This window comes from Streptomyces sp. WAC07094, assembly GCF_036320405.1.
GTDB lineage: Bacteria > Actinomycetota > Actinomycetes > Streptomycetales > Streptomycetaceae > Streptomyces > Streptomyces lannensis.
On sequence record NZ_JAVMJZ010000001.1, the window covers coordinates 4,777,185 to 4,792,273 of the forward strand.

Here is a 15,089-nt window from a genome sequence, read left to right on the forward strand (position 1 = left end):
ACCCGCGCTGCGCGGGGCGACCGTGGCCATGTCAGACCGCACCGTGCCGCCGCTGTCCGCTGTCGTTGATGTCAGCCATGGATGTCACCTCACACCGGCTGGGGCCACTTGCGACGCTTGCGTGTCTTCGCCTTGCGTTCGGCTTCCTTGCGCTTCTCGATGGTGTACGACGACCACTCGCCACGGTGCAGGTTGCATCGCGACGCACCGACCATCGCCAGCCGCCGGCACCGAGTGCCCTTCTCCGTGAGCGCTCCACACCTGGACTGCGTACGAGCCACGTCTCCCACCCCCGGTCTCGACCGTCGTGCGGACTCGTGCAGGATTGCCGGGCACATGTCCTCTGTGGAAGGCGCACTGCTCCGCGCAGCGGTGCACGGCGTCCCAAGGAGGTTGCTCGGGGGCGCACGCTTTCCAAGTCTGTTGGTGCCTCGCTGGGCCGCGTGCAGGGGCGTTCACTTGCGTTCATGGGCGGACCCCCGGTGGGGCGCACCCGGCTCCGGTCTCGTCTGAACGGCCGTGAACGGGGCTGAATGAGACGGAAACTGAGACGGGCGGCAGGACTAACGGCGCACCTTGCCACAGCAGGAGGATGATCACCTTTGGGGGTGCCTCACCGCAGGAAATCACTGTTTTTCCTACACGTACGGGCTGGGGGTACCACGATGTAGGCACTACCGTGAGAGGGCGCCCATGACTACTACCCTTGCCAAAGGCGGCAACGCTGTTTTGCCCGCAGCGGTCTGCCGCGTCACCCTCACCTCGCTCAGTACAGGCATCGACGTTTCTGCTGTTCTGCTCGGGCAGGACGGCAAGGTGCGGAGTGATGAGGATCTGGTCTTCTACAACCACTCGTCTCAGGACGGGGTCGTACTGAACGGGCAGACGATCGTTGCGGATCTGGTCACGGTCCCTGCGACAGTCGACCGTGTTGCGGTCGTCGCCAGCATTGACCCAGAGCTGCGGGCTACGCACTTCGACGAGAGCAACACTCCTCACGCGGTCATCGAGTGTGGGAGCGCCCGGATCACGTTTGCGCCGCCGCCGCTCATGCATCGAGAGACAGTGGTCATCCTGGTTGAACTCTACAGACGCGCAGGCGTTTGGAAGGCAAGGGCAGTAGGCCAAGGGTGGGACACAGGGCTGGCCGGCCTGGCCTCGGACTTCGGCATCGTTGTAGATGACCCCGGGCCGCTCCCGGCGCAATCTCCATCTGCGGCGGCGACGGGCGCACGAACCCGGCACACGCCTACTGTGCCGCCACGCCCCACCTATGCACCGAACGTCTCACCGGGGGGTGCACCAGTGCCGCTGACGCCACCGACGCGCCCTCTCGTCCCGTTGGGCAAAGTCGCCCTCACCAAGGCTGGCCAGGCGACCATTAATATGCGTAAGGACGATCCAAGCCTCGTCGTGACGGCCACACTCGAATGGAACGGCGGGAGCGCAGCCCGAAGACAAGCTGGCGCTGACCTCGACCTGTACGCCCTCTATGTCCCTGGAAGCCTTGTCACCCCACCTGGCAAGCGCCCGAACAAGTCAGATCAGGTCGTCTACTACCGACAGCTCGGAACGCCTTTCGCGCCGCCCTACATCGCCCTGGATGGCGACTCCCGGGTGCCGGGCCGCGAGACCATCACCATCCATCGCCCCGACCTCCAGGGTTACGTGCTTCTGTGTGCCTACAGCGCGGTGGAGAACGGGACCGGTTCGTTCAAGTCCTACGGCGCCCGGGCAGTCATCACCGACGGACGGGGCTCGACCGTGACGGTGCCACTGTTCAACAACCGCAACTTGTCGTACTGGGTCGCGATTGCATTGATCGACTTCACCGTCCCCGGTGGCGCCCAGATCCGACATGTGGAGAAGTACAGCGGCAATCACGTTGAGGCCCGCCCCATGCTGTACTCGAACGGGAACTTCCGGATGAGCACCGGAAAGGTTGAGTTCAAAACACGATAGTTGGCGACAACGCCGGGAGCACCCTTCTGGTTTCTGGCTTATTCGAGGAGCGACATACGAGACTCTCCATAGTATAAAGCGGAACGAGAGGGTGAAATTGAGTCACAGTAGGCTGATGGTCATAGCGCAAGGAAAAAGCTTGGATTGGCGAATTTCACTTATAGTTGCGGCCATTCCGGCTATAGCGTCCGTCGTGGCCGCCGTTATTTCTGCCCGTTCGGCAAGGAGGGCGAAAAAGTCTGAAATTGACGCACAGCACCTTAGGGATCTAGAAGCGAGAATATCGGAGAAGAAGTATGACGTATACAAGCCCATGATCAACCTCCTCAAAGACATCCTCAACCAGCGCGTGATGTCGGAGGATGAGTTTAAGAGTCTAATTTCTGAATTCTCGGCCTGGGTCACAATTTTCGGCTCGGATCAAGCGGTCAGAGCTTTCCATAATTTCATGCAAGCGACGTATGTGACTGGAACACCTCCTGTTATCTTGATGAAGTTCTATGCCGAGTTCGTTCTTGCTGCGCGCCGCGATATGGGGTATCCGGATACTATGATCGACGCCAAGCATTTCCTGGGTATGCGTATCAGTGATCTGTATAGTCACGACCAACTCGCCAAAGTAGATATGCCGCTAGCTGACCTTTGTCGGGAGGTAGGTTGGACGCCCCCTTGGGAGCAAACGCCAGCAACGTGAACGCGTGTGAAATGGAACGCCAAACACCGTCGATCAGAGCAAGCCGCAACGTCTGGACCGGTGTGACGATTCCCGAGCCCTCAGCTTGGGAAGCTGAGAGCACTTGCGGTTGGTTCGGCCACTGACCTGGGCGAAAGTTCAGATCACGGCCTCTCGGGCCGGGTCGCTTTCACCGTGATTCCCCGCTGTTCCCCGCCTGATCTGGTGCGCTTGTGGAGCGGCGGCGACTGGCGAGTGGTCGGGGCTCAGGGTCGGGCGCGGATGATCCCTGTCCCGTAGGGTGCGCCGCTCTCGGGATGCTCGTGGGGCAGCGGGGCACGCACGGACCGTGTGAAGCGCATGTCGCAAGCACCGACCTCCTGGAAGTTCCGGCGGGCCTCTCGGAGGCTGAGCCCGCCGTTCGCACCACCCCGGATCTCGTCCGCGTCGTGCTCGTCCTGGCCGTCGTCCTCCCAGAAGCAGACATGGCAGATCTCGTACGCTCCACGCGCGGCCAAGGTGATGAAGCCGCAGCAAGGACAGCGATAGGGTCCGGCCGCGGCTGCTCCCTGAACATTGATCAAGGTCATGGCTGCAATCCTTGACTACCGCTATCGCACGGGACCACGTCGTTTCAGCGGTGGCCCGATCGACAGAGCCTGCGGCACACCGGTTGTCGGCCAAGCCAATGGTGGATGGGGTGCACGCTTTCCAAGTCTGTTGATGCCGCAGAGGGCTGTGTACGACGCTGTTCACCTGCGTTCGCGCCGGGTCAGCGACACAGCCGGTACTGGCTACGGTTCCGCCCTGAACCCTCGTGAACGGCGCTGAAAGAGACGGAAACTGAGACGGGGGCTCCGATGGAACGAGTAGAGGCTGAGCTGTTCACCGATGGCGGCAACGACGCTGTGGTGCGCCTTCCGGGACGCAACTTCCCCGGAGTCCTGATCCAGGGAGACACCCTCAGCACCCTCCAGGCGGACGTGGCCGAACTCGTCGAGCTATGCGCCGCCGGCGACGTGGGGGAGGCCCAACGCGTGGCGAACCTCCTCCACGCCGATCTGGGCGCTAAGCTCATGCGCTACAGCGAAGCACTCGAAGCCCACGGGATCTCCCGGCCCTTCTGATCCGTAGCTCTAGAGAGATAGGTCAACGAGGGTCATAGAAGCTGCCGTGCGGTCCTGGAAAGAGGCTGCCGATCACGGCTGGTTGCTGAGGTTGCTGTACTTCGCTGCTGTACAGCAAGAGGAGCTGTGCTCAGCTCGACACTGCCCCGCCCGCGAAGCCGACTGCAAGGTCTCCCAGTACGTCACAAAGGGCGCTCGCCCACTGCTTCATCCTGCTCGACTTAGGTTCATCAGCCATACGGTTCTCCTTGTCGTTCGTCTCCACGGTCTGGTCGTTGTTGTTCAACTTCGATGCCAGAACCTTGCAGATGACGGCTGCGGAGAGGGACAGTGCGAGACTCGGCAGCGCCGAGCTGAGCACAGCTCCGACGTGATCTTACGGCTTGGTGCAGCGTTCGGTGCCCAGATCTGACTTCCGCCGTGCCGGGGAACGGGGATGAGGCCCAACCAAGAACCGTTTACGTTCGGGCCTCATCCTTATCAGGTCGATCACAGGGGGCCGTCGATGTCGGTCAACCGGGCCTGGGCCACAGTCGATCGTCCACTGAGGTCCGGCGCCGACCGCTGCTGTTCGTGCCTGTTGGTGTCAGCCGCCGTACGCAGTCTTGAAAAGCGGCTTTTCTCGGAGACGGCCCCGGCGCTGCCGCTACCGCTTCTGGGCTCGGTACTGCTTGAGCAGAGCCGTGATCTTTTCGCTGTCGGCCGCGCCGTTTAGTTCGACCAGTAGAAGATCGGGACACAGCTCGTAGAGATCGCCCCACCATCGGCGCCCTCGGTTGTCCCAGATCCGGTAGCCGCCCGGTACGCCTCTGGCTACGTACCGACGCTTACTCATGACTGCTCCCCAGGCCGTGACAGCCGCAGGGCTTCGTCACGGACTCCCTTGTCCTGGTCGGCGGCGAGTCTCACAAGCTGGTCCACGAACTCGCCCGTCCGGTCGTCGGCGATCATCCAACTCTGGTAGCCGAACACCTCGCCGTCGAGCTGGTCGGCGGTCGACCACTCCTCGGCCCGCGACAGCGCCGCCAGCACCGCGCGCAGACCGACCAGGTCCCTCCGTTCGAGCAAGGCCTGCGCCGTCTCCTGCGTAACTGCGGTGTCGTGGGCGTCCAATAGGAGCCGCTCAAGGATTGGGCCGAACTCTTCCCGCTCGGCCCACGCCGCAAGCTGTCGGCCGGCCGCGGCTCTTCGAGACCACGATTCCGAATCCGAGTCACGAAGCGCTGCCGTCAATTGGTCCGTCCCCTGGTCCTGGCTCACATAGCCATACTGCCTGTAGCGAGATCGTGCAGGAAGAGACCAAAGCACAGCTCAAGCGCCGGGAGAAGGCTTGAAAACCGTCGTGGCGCGAGTCACCGTGGGTTCAAATCCCACACCCACCGCAGGTGAATGGCTCCTGACCAGGTAAAACGGTCAGGAGCCGTTCTCGTGGGCATTGTCCGCTGGTAACCGTGACTCCCCGCTGGTTCCCGACCGAACGGGCACGAGAGGGGCACGGCGTCGGGGCTCCTGCTCGGGGGCGATCGATCGTGCCGCATGATGGCTGGCATGTCACTGACCTTTGGCCCGGACCGGCAGACCCGCGAGTTCCAGTGTGACTGCTGCCAAGCTCCGATCGAACGGGCGTGGAACTTCATCCACGCTGACGGTGCCGCGTACGCCGTGTACTTCGCGAACTGCTACCACCACAAGGACAAGGATCACGATGCGTGGATAGACGTGATCTTCGGGACCTGGGGCGCTGGAGCTGAACAGTGGGGCGATCACGTTTCGTTCGCCTGCCGCGTCGGTCCCGTGGCTGGGCAGAACACGCCAGCTTCGACCCTGGTGACTGCCGGTCTCGCGCACCCCGACGGTCCCCTGTTCGGCACCAAGCTCGATCGTGAGGCTGCTCTCCAGCACCCGAGGTTGTCAGAGTTCTGGAAGGTGTCCGACTTCATCTTGGAACACGACCCGCTAGTACGCGGCCACATCTACGGGCACTGATTCACGAAGGCCAGCGGGCCCATGGTCGGCACGACGGTCCGCGGTCGACGACGCTGAGAGGTTGGCTCCGAGACTTTGGGCTGGAGCTGCCATGGGGCGAGTGATCATGGCCCCTTAAGCTTCCGGCGAGTCGGGCAGTCTGTGGACCTGCCCGTAAAGCACGACGTTGGGGCCATGATCTTCGAGGCTCGCCCCATGGTGGCTGCCTAAAGTCTCGGAGCCGACCGGCCCATCAGCGTGTTTACCGTTCTCGACTCGGGCCCGCACTCGCTGCGGCCCAGGGCTTGGCCCCGGCGCCGAAGGCGCAGAGGGGCCAAAGCCCAAGGGCCAGCCCGCGCTCGCGCGGGCACTTGATGGAGTAGGGAAAGTTCTATCCCGCTGGGATGGTATGCCGCTTGTCTTGTCTCGGTTGATGCCTGACGTTGCGGATCCACTCGCTGCCTTGTGAGCGTTGCTCGTTGCCCGCTGGAGGGGCCATCAGGACGGCGCGGACCGTGGTGCCGCGAGCTGTCTCGACCGCTGCGTTGGCGGCAGGGTAGGTACCGATAGGCCTGGAGTGGCAGAGATCGGTTAAAGCGCGATGGGCTTGTATGCCATGGCGCGGTCGACGACTTTCTCGGCGGTGAACGCGGGGTCGTAGTCCCAGAAGATGTAGTCCGAGATGTGCGGACAGCCCAGTCCGCGCTCTAGGGCTTCGAGGATGTCGAAGTCCTCTGCCTCGTTGGCTGTGTCTCCGTTCAGGAGGCGCTGCACGAGGGCTATCGCCTGGTCGCGGCTCATTTTCTGGGCGCGTTCGATGGTCATTGGGTCGGTGCCAGGTGCTTGCCATCATGGCTTCGCACGTGCGGGCCGTGGCCGTCCAAGGCGTCCAGAAGGCGGACTGCGAAGACTTCGGCCATGCGTTCGCTGACCTCGTCGGGCGTGAGCCATTCGACGGCGGTGGACTCGGTGGAGGTGCGCTCGGTGCCGCCTGAGGGCTTGCAGCGGAAGACCAGGGCGACGATGCCGCGGGTCGTGTTCTTGTAGACCCCGGTGAGTTCGTCGACCTCGACGTGGATGCCGGTCTCTTCCAGGACCTCGCGGGCGACGCCGGCCTCTGGGGTCTCGTTCAATTCGAGTACGCCGCCGGGGAGCTCCCAAGTGCCGTTGTCGGCTCGGCGGATCGCCAGGAGGCGTCCGTCCTCGCGCACCACTACTCCGGCCACGGACACGGAGTGCAGCGGCGTTGACTGGCCTTCCCGGGCACTGTTACTCATGTACAGGAGCATAGGAGGAAGAGAAGGACTATGGGAACAGCGGTAGGAGGTGAGAGGGCCGTACCTCGGTACGTGCAGATCGCCGAGGAGATCGTGCAGCAGATCCGGGCCGGTGTCCTCAAGCCCGGTGAGATGGTGCCGAGTGAGTCGGAGCTGGTGGACCGCTACGGCGTCTCGGGCGGCACCATTCGCAAGGCCATGGTGGAGGTGCGCGCGAGCGGGCTGGTCGAGACGCGGCACGGCAAGGGCTCGATCGTGAAGGATCGCCCGCCGGTACGGCACCGCTCCTCCGACCGCTTCCGGCGCTCGCACCGCCAGGGCGGCAAGGCCGCCTACCTCGCGGAGTCCGCGCAGTCCGGCGCCACGGCCAAGGTGAGCGTCCTCTACATCGGCCCCATGGAGGCCCCCGAGGATGCCGCCGAGCGACTGGGCGTCTCCGCCGGCACTCAGGTGCTCGCCCGACGCCGCCTCTACTTCCGGAACGGCACCCCCGTCGAGACCGCGACGTCCTATCTCCCGTGGGATGTCGTCAAGGACATCCCCGAGCTGTTCGCCGAGAACCCCGGCGGCGGTGGCATTTACGCCCGACTCGAAGACCATGGGCACGAGTTCGCCGAGTTCGTCGAGACACTGCAGGCGCGGACGGCTTCCAAGGCGGAGGCCTCGGAGCTGGCGCTGAGCCCCGGTGCGCCGGTGGTCCACCTGATCCGCGAAGCGCGTACGACCGAGGGTCGAGTGGTGGAGGTCTGTGACACGCTCATGGCCGCTGACCAGTTCATCTTCGAGTACCGGATCCCTGCCGCCGACTGACGCAGCCTCAACTCTCTGCAGCCCGTCGCGAGTTCTTCTTCGCGGCGGGTTGACTCATGTATAGGAGTCAGGCACTCTTCTCCATGTCACTCATGTACATGAGTGACGGAGTTCAGCATCTATAGAGGAGTGACCTGCTGTGCGTCAGATTCCTGTCGACACCTCCGCCGCAACCGTGATGGTCGCGAAGACTCCGCAGCCGAAGGTCAAGGACCGCCGGACCGGTGAGATCGCCACCGATGCCGAAACCGGGGCGAAGCTGATGACCGTGGACGTGATGTTCGCGGCGAACGACGAGGTCGAGATCCTGTCCGTCACCGTCCCCGAGCCCGGTATCTCCGGTGAGCTGGCCATGGGCACCCCGGTCGCACTCACGGGCCTGATTGCCCGGCCGTGGGAGAACGACTTCAACGGCCAGAAGCGGCACGGCATCGCGTTCCGAGCGGTCGCCGTCACCTCCCTCGCCGCCACCGGTACGGCGAAGGCGGCCTGATCATGACCGGGTTCACGGTCACGCTGGTGCTGGTCGTCGCCGCTGCGGGTCTCCTGCGGTGGCGGCGCCCCGCCTGGTACTGGCTGACCTTCGGCGTCACCCTCGCGAGCCTGCGGGTCCTGGTCCGCTACGCCACGGTCATGGACGCTTGCGGGCTGACCGTTCCTCCGTCGCGGTGGCGGCTGGCGTTAGCCCGGGCCACCAACCGGCCCGCCCCTGAGTCCCGCCCGCCGCGCATCCTGCTGCTGCGCCCGACCCGCACCGGCCTGGTTCTCAGGTTGAAGCTGCGGCCCGGGCAGGACGCCTTTGATGTCGCTGCCGCATCCGACCGGCTGCGGCACTCCTTCTCCATGTACGGCGTCACCTCGCGGGAGCTGCGCTCGGGTGTGGTGGAGGTGCGGATGACCGGCTACGACGTCCTCAAGCGAGTCCAGATGCCCGCCCAGACTGATACCCGTCCGATGCGGGTGGCGGTCGCTTTGCGGGAGGACGGCTCGGTCCACTACCGCGACTACCGGGCGATACCCCACGCCCTCACCCTGGGCGCCACCGAGTCCGGCAAGTCCGTCTACCAACGCAACCTCGTCGCCGGACTCGCCCCCATGGACGTCGCCCTGGTGGGGATCGACTGCAAGCAGGGTGTGGAACTGTTCCCGCTGGCCCGCCGGTTCTCCGCCCTGGCCGACAACCCCGACACCGCCGCCGAACTGCTGGACGCCCTCGTGGCCCGCATGGGGGAGGTGTACCAGCTCATCCGCGCCGAACAGCGGATCACCGCCGACGTTCCGGACGCGGAGATCGCCGCCGACATCTGGGACCTGCCCGACCACCTACGCCCGACCCCGATCGTGGTGCTGGTGGATGAGGTCGCCGAACTCGCCCTGTTCGCCAGCAAGGAGGAGGAGAAGCGCCGGGACCGTATCGTCACCGCCCTGGTCCGCCTCGCCCAGCTCGGCCGTGCGGCCGGCATCTACCTGGAGATCTGCGGGCAGCGCTTCGGCTCCGAACTCGGCAAGGGCATCACCATGCTCCGCGCCCAGCTCACCGGCCGCACCGCACACCGCGTCAACGACGAAACCAGCGCCAACATGGCCTTCGGCGACATCAACCCGGACGCCGTCCTGGCCGCCATCCAGATCCCTGCCGAGATGCGCGGCGTCGCCGTCGCGGGCGACTCCACCGGAGGCTGGCACCGCATCCGCGCCCCCCACACAACGCTGCGTCAGGCCGTCAACGTCTGCAACCGGCACGCCGACCGGACCCCGGACCTGCCCGAACTGGCCCCCTTCCGGCCCACCCTGCCCGGCACCCCCGCGGCCCCCGTGCCGCTGACCAAGGCCGCCCCAGCAACGGCCTGACCCTCCCCGCCCTCCGGTCGGCGTGACCGTCTTCGCGCCAGGTCCCTACCCCCTCCATGCCTGAACAGGAAGGAGCCAACGATGAGCCGCCCCGCTCTCCGCATCGACGCCGTGCTGATCCAGGCCGTCATCGCCGGGGCGCTGTCCTTCGCCCACCTGCACGACCTGGCCGCCGCTGCCGGACAGGACGGATGGAAGGCCTGGGCCTACCCGGTCAGCGTCGACCTGCTCCTGGTCGCCGCCTGGCGACGCCTCCGCAGCGATGGGCCGTCCCGGTTGGCCTGGTGCTGGTTCGTGATCGCCCTGTTCGCCTCGCTCGGCGCCAACATCGCCACCGCCGGATTCCTCGACCTGGCCAACCCGCCCGCCCTGCTCCGCCTCGGCATCGCCGGATGGCCCGCCCTCGCCTTCCTCGGCGGCACCCTCCTCGCCCACTCCGGTGGACACCAGGAGCCGCATCCGCCGGCACCCACAGCCCCGGACCCCGTACCCCATATCGAGCCCGACCCGGAGCCCGAGCCCATCAGCGCTCCAGAGCCCGAGCCCGTATCGGTCGAGCAGGCCCCGGCCCTTCCGGCCGCCGACCCGGCGCCCGGGGTTCCGGCCGTGCTCATCGAGCACGCGCGCAAGGTCGCCGACGACCACCAGGCCCGCACCGGCACCCCGATCGACACCGACACCCTACGCGCCCGCCTCGGCGTCCCACCCCAGCTGGCCGACGCCATCGCCGCCCAACTCACCTAACTCCGAGAGGAGAACCCCTCGTCATGCCTGCTCGCGACCACTTCCATTCCGTGATGCGGATCGGGCCGGTGCAGATCGGCACTCACCGCGACCGCAACGGCCAGACCAAACACGCCGCCGTGTGCACCAACGACCGGTGCGGCTGGTCCGCCGACTACGCCAGCTCCTCCGCAGCCCAGCTCGCCGCCCGCACCCACCGCTGCCACGCCCGCTGAAGGAGACCACCGCCGTGCAGGTTCCGCTCTGGCTCGCCCTGATCGTCGTCGGCTACCTCGGCGTCAAGCTCACCCGCCCACCCGCCTGGCTCGTCGCCGTACTCCTCCTCGGCGGCTTCCTCCTCGCCGACAGCGTCCTCGCCCCCGCCATCGACACCTTCCTCAAGTAACACCCACCGAAAGGAGATCGACCATGCTCCGACCCAAAGTCCCGACCAACCCCATGCCCACCAGCATCGTCACCCCGCGCACCGTCATCGAGCCCACCACCGTCGTGCAACACCCGGCGGCGCCCGCTCCCACACCGGTCGCCCCGGCCTCTGCCCGGCCGACCGTCCAGCTCACCCCGGGCGCTGTGCTCGCGCTTGTGGGCGGTGGCACGGCCGTGGTCCTGGTCGTCGGCGCCGTCCTCGTCTCCATGCTCCTCGCGGTAGCCATCACCGGCGCCTCGCTCGCCATCTGCGCCCTGGTCATCCGCTCCCTGATCACCGCCGACGTCAAACGGCACTGACCGGCCCCCGGGCGGCCTCGATACCGCCAAGCATCCACCGCCCGGGAGCCACGCCCCCATCCGATCCCGCAGAACCGGAAGGACCCCTCAGCATGACCGACTGCACTACGCCCCCGCCCCGCGTCTGCCCCAACTGCGACGGCTTCGCCTCCGCTGCCATCACCCTCGGCGGCCGCAACGCCCGCGGGCAGCTGCGCATCATCACCGCCCACTGCCCGGCCTGCCACGGCACCGGTATTGCCCCCACCCGCCGCAACCGGGAGGGTGCCCGTGCCTGAGCAGCTGCTCGACCCGACCACCCTCGGCGACCTGCTGAGGGTGGCCTCGGCCGACGACTACCACCGCTGGGAAGAGCAGATCCGCCGCACCGGCGGCTGCGCCGACCCCATCCACCTGACCGGCTGGACCCTCCACAAGGACAAGGCCACCGGCGAGACCCTGCACCACTACAGCACCGAGAACGAGCCCGGCGGACGCCTCCGGATCGCCTGCGGCAACCGCCGCGCCTCCCGCTGCCCGGCTTGCGCCTGGACGTACTCGGGGGACACCTATCACCTCATCCGCGCGGGCCTGGCTGGAGACGACCGCCGCAACATCCCCGCCACGGTCCGCGACCACCCCCGCGTCTTCGCCACCCTCACGGCTCCGTCCTTCGGCCCCGTCCACAACCGGACCGATCGTGGCGTCTGCCGCTGCGGTACTCGCCATATCCCCGACGACTCCGCACTCGGCACGGCCCTGGACCCGGCCACGTACGACTACACGGGCGCCGTCCTCTTCAACAACCACGCCGGGCAGCTGTGGATGAGGTTCACTACCCGCCTGCGCCGCGAGATCGCTGCCCGCGCCGGACTCACCCGCAGCGAACTCCCCGACCACGCCCGCCTGTCGTACGGCAAGGTCGCCGAGTTCCAGAAACGCGGCGCTGTGCACTTCCACGCTGTCATCCGCATTGATGGCCCCGACGGACCGGACACTCCGTCCCCGGCTTGGGCAACGGTCGAACTCCTCACCGACGCGATCCGCGCCGCCGCGGCGCACTCCTACACCTCGGTCACCGTCCCGGCCGCCGAGGACGAGCCCGCCCGTACCTTCCGGTGGGGCAGCCAGCTCGACGTCCGCCCGGTGAAGGCGTTCGGGAACGGCTCCGACATCACCGAACAGGCCGTCGCCTCCTACGTCGCCAAGTACGCCACCAAGGCGGCCGAGAACACCGGAAGCCTCGACCGTCGCATCGGCGAACTCGCCGAACTCGACCGCCACCAGGTCCCCGACCACACCCGCCGCCTCATCGAAGCCTGCAAGCACCTCGACCCGCTCTACCCGGAACGGCGGCTGTGGGCCTGGGCTCACATGCTCGGCTTCCGCGGCCACTTCTCCTCGAAGTCCCGCCGCTACTCCACCACCCTCGGGGAGCTCCGCCAGGCCCGCGCCGACTTCCGCGCCGCACAGGAACGCGAAGCCCTCGGCCTCGAGGACCGCGAGCCCGACACCGTCCTCGTCCTTGCCGACTGGCAGTACGCCGGCCATGGCCACACACCCGGCGAATCCGCCCTCGCGGCATCGATTGCCCGCGACCTTCAGCTCAATCGCGACACCGCACGCGAAGCCCTACGCGACCAACTCGCCCAGGAAGGAGCCGCAGCATGACCACTGCCACCGCTGAGCTGCTGACTGTGCCGGACGTCATGGCACGGCTCAAGCTCGGACGCTCGAAGGTCTACGACCTGATCCGCTCGCACCGTCTGATATCGATCAAGATTGACGGCGCCCGCCGTATCCCGGCCGACGCTGTACGAGACTTCATCCTCGGCCAGATCGAGGAGGCCGCCTGATGGCTGGTCAGCGCAAGCGCAACCCCAACGGGGCGGGCACGATCACCAAGCGCAAGGACGGCCGCTATCAATGCGCGGTCTACGTCCTCCAGCCGGACGGCACCCGCGCCCGCAAGTTCGCCTACGGCAAGACGTGGGCCGAGTGCGACACCAAGCGACGGGAGCTCCTTGCCAAGGTCGACCAGAGCGTGCCCGTGCGCCAAGCTCTCCGAGTGGCTGCCGTGCTGCCGTACTGGCTGGACAACCTGATCAAGCCTCGGCGGAAACTCAGCACGTACGACAAGTACGAGGCACACGTCCGGCTCTACCTCCTGCCGCTGCTCGGCTCGAAGCGGCTCGAATCCTTCGGCGTCGCGGACGTCCGTCGCTTCCTCATTCGGATGGAGAAGGACACCACGGCGGCGACGGCCAAGGAGTCTCACCGCGTGCTGCGTTCCGCTCTGTCCTCGGCCTGCCGTGAAGAGCTGATCGTGCGCAACGTCGCCAAGCTCGTCGAGCCGCCCCGGACGGCCAACAAGGAGCTGGGCCCCTGGACGTTGGACGAGACGCTGGACTTCCTCGCGGCCTCTCGCCGCGATCCGCTCTATGCGGCCTTCGTGCTCGCCATCGGCATGGGGCTGCGACGGGGCGAGATCATCGGTCTCCGCTGGTCGGACCTCGACCTGGACAACCGCGTCCTCTACGTCCGACAGCAGACTCAACGCCGTCGCGGCGTCCTCTATGACGACGATCCCAAGAGCCGTCGTCGCCGCGTCGTCCCGTTGCCCGCGCTCTGCATCGCCCCGCTGCGCTGGCACCGGATGCGTCAGTCGGCCGCGCGGGTCAAGGCGGGGGAGCAGTGGCACGAGTCGGGCTACGTCTTCACGACCCGCACCGGGCGCCAGGTCGAGCCGCGGAACGTCTATCGCTCCTTCACCCGAGTCGCCAAGTCCGCCGGCCTTCGCGTGATCCGGCTGCATGACGCTCGGCACGGCACCGCCACCCTGCTCACGGCGGCCGGAGTCGCGCCCCGCGTCGTGATGGAGATCCTCGGGCACTCGCAGATCAGCATCACCATGGACGTATACACGCACGTCGTGCAGGACACCCAGCGCGAGGCCATGAGTCACATGGACAAGCTGTTGAAGAGGCGTCCCGGCCCAGGCTGACCACAGCCGTCCCCCTCTATCCGAGACGCGGAGCCCCAGGACGTCACAGTCTTGGGGCTTCCTGGTCTTCAGAGAGCGGACTCGGGTCCGCCGCTTTCGATGAGCGCGCGGGCGGCGACAAGGACTTCTTCCTTGAGCTGCTCTAGCGGAGTGCTCCAATTGGCGTCCCAGTCGTCCAGCTCAATGGCACAGTGAACGATCGGGTGCAAGCCATCCGGATAGCCGAGTTCCATCGCTGCTTCGACCCATATGAGGCCGGCACCGATCGCCGGGTCCAAGGAGCCGTCGACGATCTGAGCGGCCAGCCAGTAGGCCAAGGCCCACCTGGCAGCGATCGGGTCCGCCGGCACCTCGAATCCCAGTCCCAGCTCGTCCTTGACGTGATCGAACAACTCCCGTGCCTCATGCTCCTCACGGCGGCCCAGGCCGGCGAGGAGGGCAAGCGACGGGGCATCGACGTCGGCCAGAAGAGCGTCGAGGCCGGCCTGGATGAGGCGGTCCGAGCCGACGTGATGTCCGAATGCCTGAGCTCGTGCGAGTTGCCTCAACCGGTCGAGAGCCTCATCTCTTGTCACGCCGGATGCGCTCCGTCCCGTCCCCGTTGATGTCAAAAGTGGATGTCAAAGGCCCCGGACCATGATCGGTCCGGGGCCTTTCGGCTGGTGCCCCCGGCAGGATTCGAACCTGCGACACCCGCTTTAGGAGAGCGGTGCTCTATCCCCTGAGCTACGAAGGCCAAAGCGCGGCCTGGGTGGAATCCTGCCCGCCGCTCGGTGTACGGGTCGCGGTCAGGTTTTCCGGTCAAGCCCTGAACGACCTGGGGAAGGCTGCTGCGGTGGGGAGCGCGGGGAGCCGCGTGACACGCCGCAGCGCCCTGCCGGGGCGCTCGATCCACAGCGTACCGGATCAGGGCTCTGGCGGGCGCTGGTGTCGGGGAGCCGAGTCGCGGCGGTCGGGCCGTGCCGGCCGGC

22 protein-coding genes and 1 tRNA gene are annotated in these 15,089 nt (G+C 66.6%); 15 read left to right on the forward strand and 8 right to left on the reverse strand.

What is annotated here, in order from left to right; translation table 11 throughout:
* Positions 1 to 89 precede the first annotated feature (89 nt).
* Positions 90 to 281: an HGGxSTG domain-containing protein gene (locus RCR19_RS21140; RefSeq protein WP_331266550.1), complete on the reverse strand. Its 192-nt coding sequence runs from the start codon at positions 279 to 281 to the stop codon at positions 90 to 92.
* Between the two features lie 412 nt (positions 282 to 693).
* Between RCR19_RS21140 and RCR19_RS21145 the strand changes: the two genes are divergently transcribed.
* Complete coding sequence (locus tag RCR19_RS21145; protein WP_331266551.1) at positions 694 to 1,962, forward strand: TerD family protein; 1,269 nt, start codon at positions 694 to 696, stop codon at positions 1,960 to 1,962.
* A 115-nt stretch (positions 1,963 to 2,077) separates the two neighbouring features.
* Positions 2,078 to 2,656, forward strand: a complete 579-nt coding sequence (locus RCR19_RS21150) for a hypothetical protein (RefSeq protein WP_331266552.1) — start codon at positions 2,078 to 2,080, stop codon at positions 2,654 to 2,656.
* A gap of 245 nt (positions 2,657 to 2,901) precedes the next feature.
* On the opposite strand, the gene RCR19_RS21155 is transcribed toward RCR19_RS21150, so the two are convergent.
* The gene (locus RCR19_RS21155) at positions 2,902 to 3,225 is read right to left on the reverse strand and encodes a CPCC family cysteine-rich protein (protein ID WP_331266553.1); all 324 of its coding nucleotides are present in this window, start codon (positions 3,223 to 3,225) and stop codon (positions 2,902 to 2,904) included.
* A 270-nt stretch (positions 3,226 to 3,495) separates the two neighbouring features.
* Here RCR19_RS21155 and RCR19_RS21160 point away from each other — a divergent pair, with 270 nt between their 5' ends.
* The gene (locus RCR19_RS21160; RefSeq protein WP_331266554.1) at positions 3,496 to 3,762 is read left to right on the forward strand and encodes a hypothetical protein; all 267 of its coding nucleotides are present in this window, start codon (positions 3,496 to 3,498) and stop codon (positions 3,760 to 3,762) included.
* Between the two features lie 646 nt (positions 3,763 to 4,408).
* Here the strand turns inward: RCR19_RS21160 and RCR19_RS21165 are convergent.
* Positions 4,409 to 4,597, reverse strand: coding sequence for a hypothetical protein (locus RCR19_RS21165; protein WP_266670116.1), 189 nt, complete (start codon positions 4,595 to 4,597; stop codon positions 4,409 to 4,411).
* On the reverse strand, positions 4,594 to 5,022 hold the full coding sequence (locus RCR19_RS21170; RefSeq protein WP_331266555.1) for a hypothetical protein: 429 nt from the start codon (positions 5,020 to 5,022) through the stop codon (positions 4,594 to 4,596). Before RCR19_RS21170 ends, RCR19_RS21165 begins: the two co-directional genes overlap by 4 nt.
* Positions 5,023 to 5,310: 288 nt before the next feature.
* Between RCR19_RS21170 and RCR19_RS21175 the strand changes: the two genes are divergently transcribed.
* The gene (locus RCR19_RS21175; RefSeq protein ID WP_331266556.1) at positions 5,311 to 5,748 is read left to right on the forward strand and encodes a hypothetical protein; all 438 of its coding nucleotides are present in this window, start codon (positions 5,311 to 5,313) and stop codon (positions 5,746 to 5,748) included.
* Positions 5,749 to 6,318: 570 nt separating this feature from the next.
* On the opposite strand, the gene RCR19_RS21180 is transcribed toward RCR19_RS21175, so the two are convergent.
* Together RCR19_RS21180 and RCR19_RS21185 are read right to left on the reverse strand one after the other, a co-directional pair.
* On the reverse strand, positions 6,319 to 6,552 hold the full coding sequence (locus RCR19_RS21180) for an e9imm peptide (protein ID WP_331266557.1): 234 nt from the start codon (positions 6,550 to 6,552) through the stop codon (positions 6,319 to 6,321).
* Positions 6,549 to 7,016 (reverse strand): NUDIX domain-containing protein, encoded by a 468-nt coding sequence (locus RCR19_RS21185; RefSeq protein WP_331266558.1) that lies wholly within the window; start codon positions 7,014 to 7,016, stop codon positions 6,549 to 6,551. The genes RCR19_RS21180 and RCR19_RS21185 overlap by 4 nt, the downstream gene beginning before the upstream one ends.
* Positions 7,017 to 7,034: 18 nt before the next feature.
* On the opposite strand from RCR19_RS21185, the gene RCR19_RS21190 reads away from it, so the two are divergent.
* The 11 genes from RCR19_RS21190 (at position 7,035) to RCR19_RS21240 (ending at position 14,118) form a co-directional block, all read left to right on the forward strand.
* Positions 7,035 to 7,814, forward strand: coding sequence for a GntR family transcriptional regulator (locus RCR19_RS21190; protein WP_329512330.1), 780 nt, complete (start codon positions 7,035 to 7,037; stop codon positions 7,812 to 7,814).
* Between the two features lie 139 nt (positions 7,815 to 7,953).
* A complete protein-coding gene (locus RCR19_RS21195; RefSeq protein ID WP_331266559.1) occupies positions 7,954 to 8,307 on the forward strand; it encodes a hypothetical protein in 354 nt (117 codons plus the stop codon).
* A 2-nt stretch (positions 8,308 to 8,309) separates the two neighbouring features.
* On the forward strand, positions 8,310 to 9,665 hold the full coding sequence (locus RCR19_RS21200) for an FtsK/SpoIIIE domain-containing protein (protein WP_331266560.1): 1,356 nt from the start codon (positions 8,310 to 8,312) through the stop codon (positions 9,663 to 9,665).
* 81 nt (positions 9,666 to 9,746) lie between these two features.
* A complete protein-coding gene (locus tag RCR19_RS21205; protein ID WP_331266561.1) occupies positions 9,747 to 10,409 on the forward strand; it encodes a DUF2637 domain-containing protein in 663 nt (220 codons plus the stop codon).
* Positions 10,410 to 10,432: 23 nt separating this feature from the next.
* Positions 10,433 to 10,624: a mobile element transfer protein gene (locus RCR19_RS21210; RefSeq protein WP_331266562.1), complete on the forward strand. Its 192-nt coding sequence runs from the start codon at positions 10,433 to 10,435 to the stop codon at positions 10,622 to 10,624.
* 14 nt (positions 10,625 to 10,638) lie between these two features.
* Complete coding sequence (locus RCR19_RS21215) at positions 10,639 to 10,794, forward strand: hypothetical protein (RefSeq protein ID WP_331266563.1); 156 nt, start codon at positions 10,639 to 10,641, stop codon at positions 10,792 to 10,794.
* A gap of 23 nt (positions 10,795 to 10,817) precedes the next feature.
* Entirely contained in the window at positions 10,818 to 11,135 is a 318-nt protein-coding gene (locus RCR19_RS21220) for a SpdD-like protein (protein ID WP_331266564.1), read from the forward strand.
* Between the two features lie 92 nt (positions 11,136 to 11,227).
* Complete coding sequence (locus tag RCR19_RS21225) at positions 11,228 to 11,413, forward strand: hypothetical protein (protein WP_331266565.1); 186 nt, start codon at positions 11,228 to 11,230, stop codon at positions 11,411 to 11,413.
* The gene (gene repSA / locus RCR19_RS21230) at positions 11,406 to 12,785 is read left to right on the forward strand and encodes a replication initiator protein RepSA (protein ID WP_331266566.1); all 1,380 of its coding nucleotides are present in this window, start codon (positions 11,406 to 11,408) and stop codon (positions 12,783 to 12,785) included. Before RCR19_RS21225 ends, repSA begins: the two co-directional genes overlap by 8 nt.
* Positions 12,782 to 12,970 (forward strand): helix-turn-helix domain-containing protein, encoded by a 189-nt coding sequence (locus RCR19_RS21235; protein ID WP_331266567.1) that lies wholly within the window; start codon positions 12,782 to 12,784, stop codon positions 12,968 to 12,970. The genes repSA and RCR19_RS21235 overlap by 4 nt, the downstream gene beginning before the upstream one ends.
* On the forward strand, positions 12,970 to 14,118 hold the full coding sequence (locus RCR19_RS21240) for a site-specific integrase (RefSeq protein ID WP_331266568.1): 1,149 nt from the start codon (positions 12,970 to 12,972) through the stop codon (positions 14,116 to 14,118). Before RCR19_RS21235 ends, RCR19_RS21240 begins: the two co-directional genes overlap by 1 nt.
* Positions 14,119 to 14,186: 68 nt before the next feature.
* Here RCR19_RS21240 and RCR19_RS21245 read toward each other — a convergent pair whose 3' ends face one another.
* Both RCR19_RS21245 and RCR19_RS21250 read right to left on the reverse strand, forming a co-directional pair.
* A complete protein-coding gene (locus tag RCR19_RS21245; RefSeq protein ID WP_331266569.1) occupies positions 14,187 to 14,693 on the reverse strand; it encodes a hypothetical protein in 507 nt (168 codons plus the stop codon).
* An 85-nt stretch (positions 14,694 to 14,778) separates the two neighbouring features.
* Positions 14,779 to 14,854: transfer RNA gene (locus RCR19_RS21250), tRNA-Arg, on the reverse strand.
* Positions 14,855 to 15,089 lie beyond the last annotated feature (235 nt).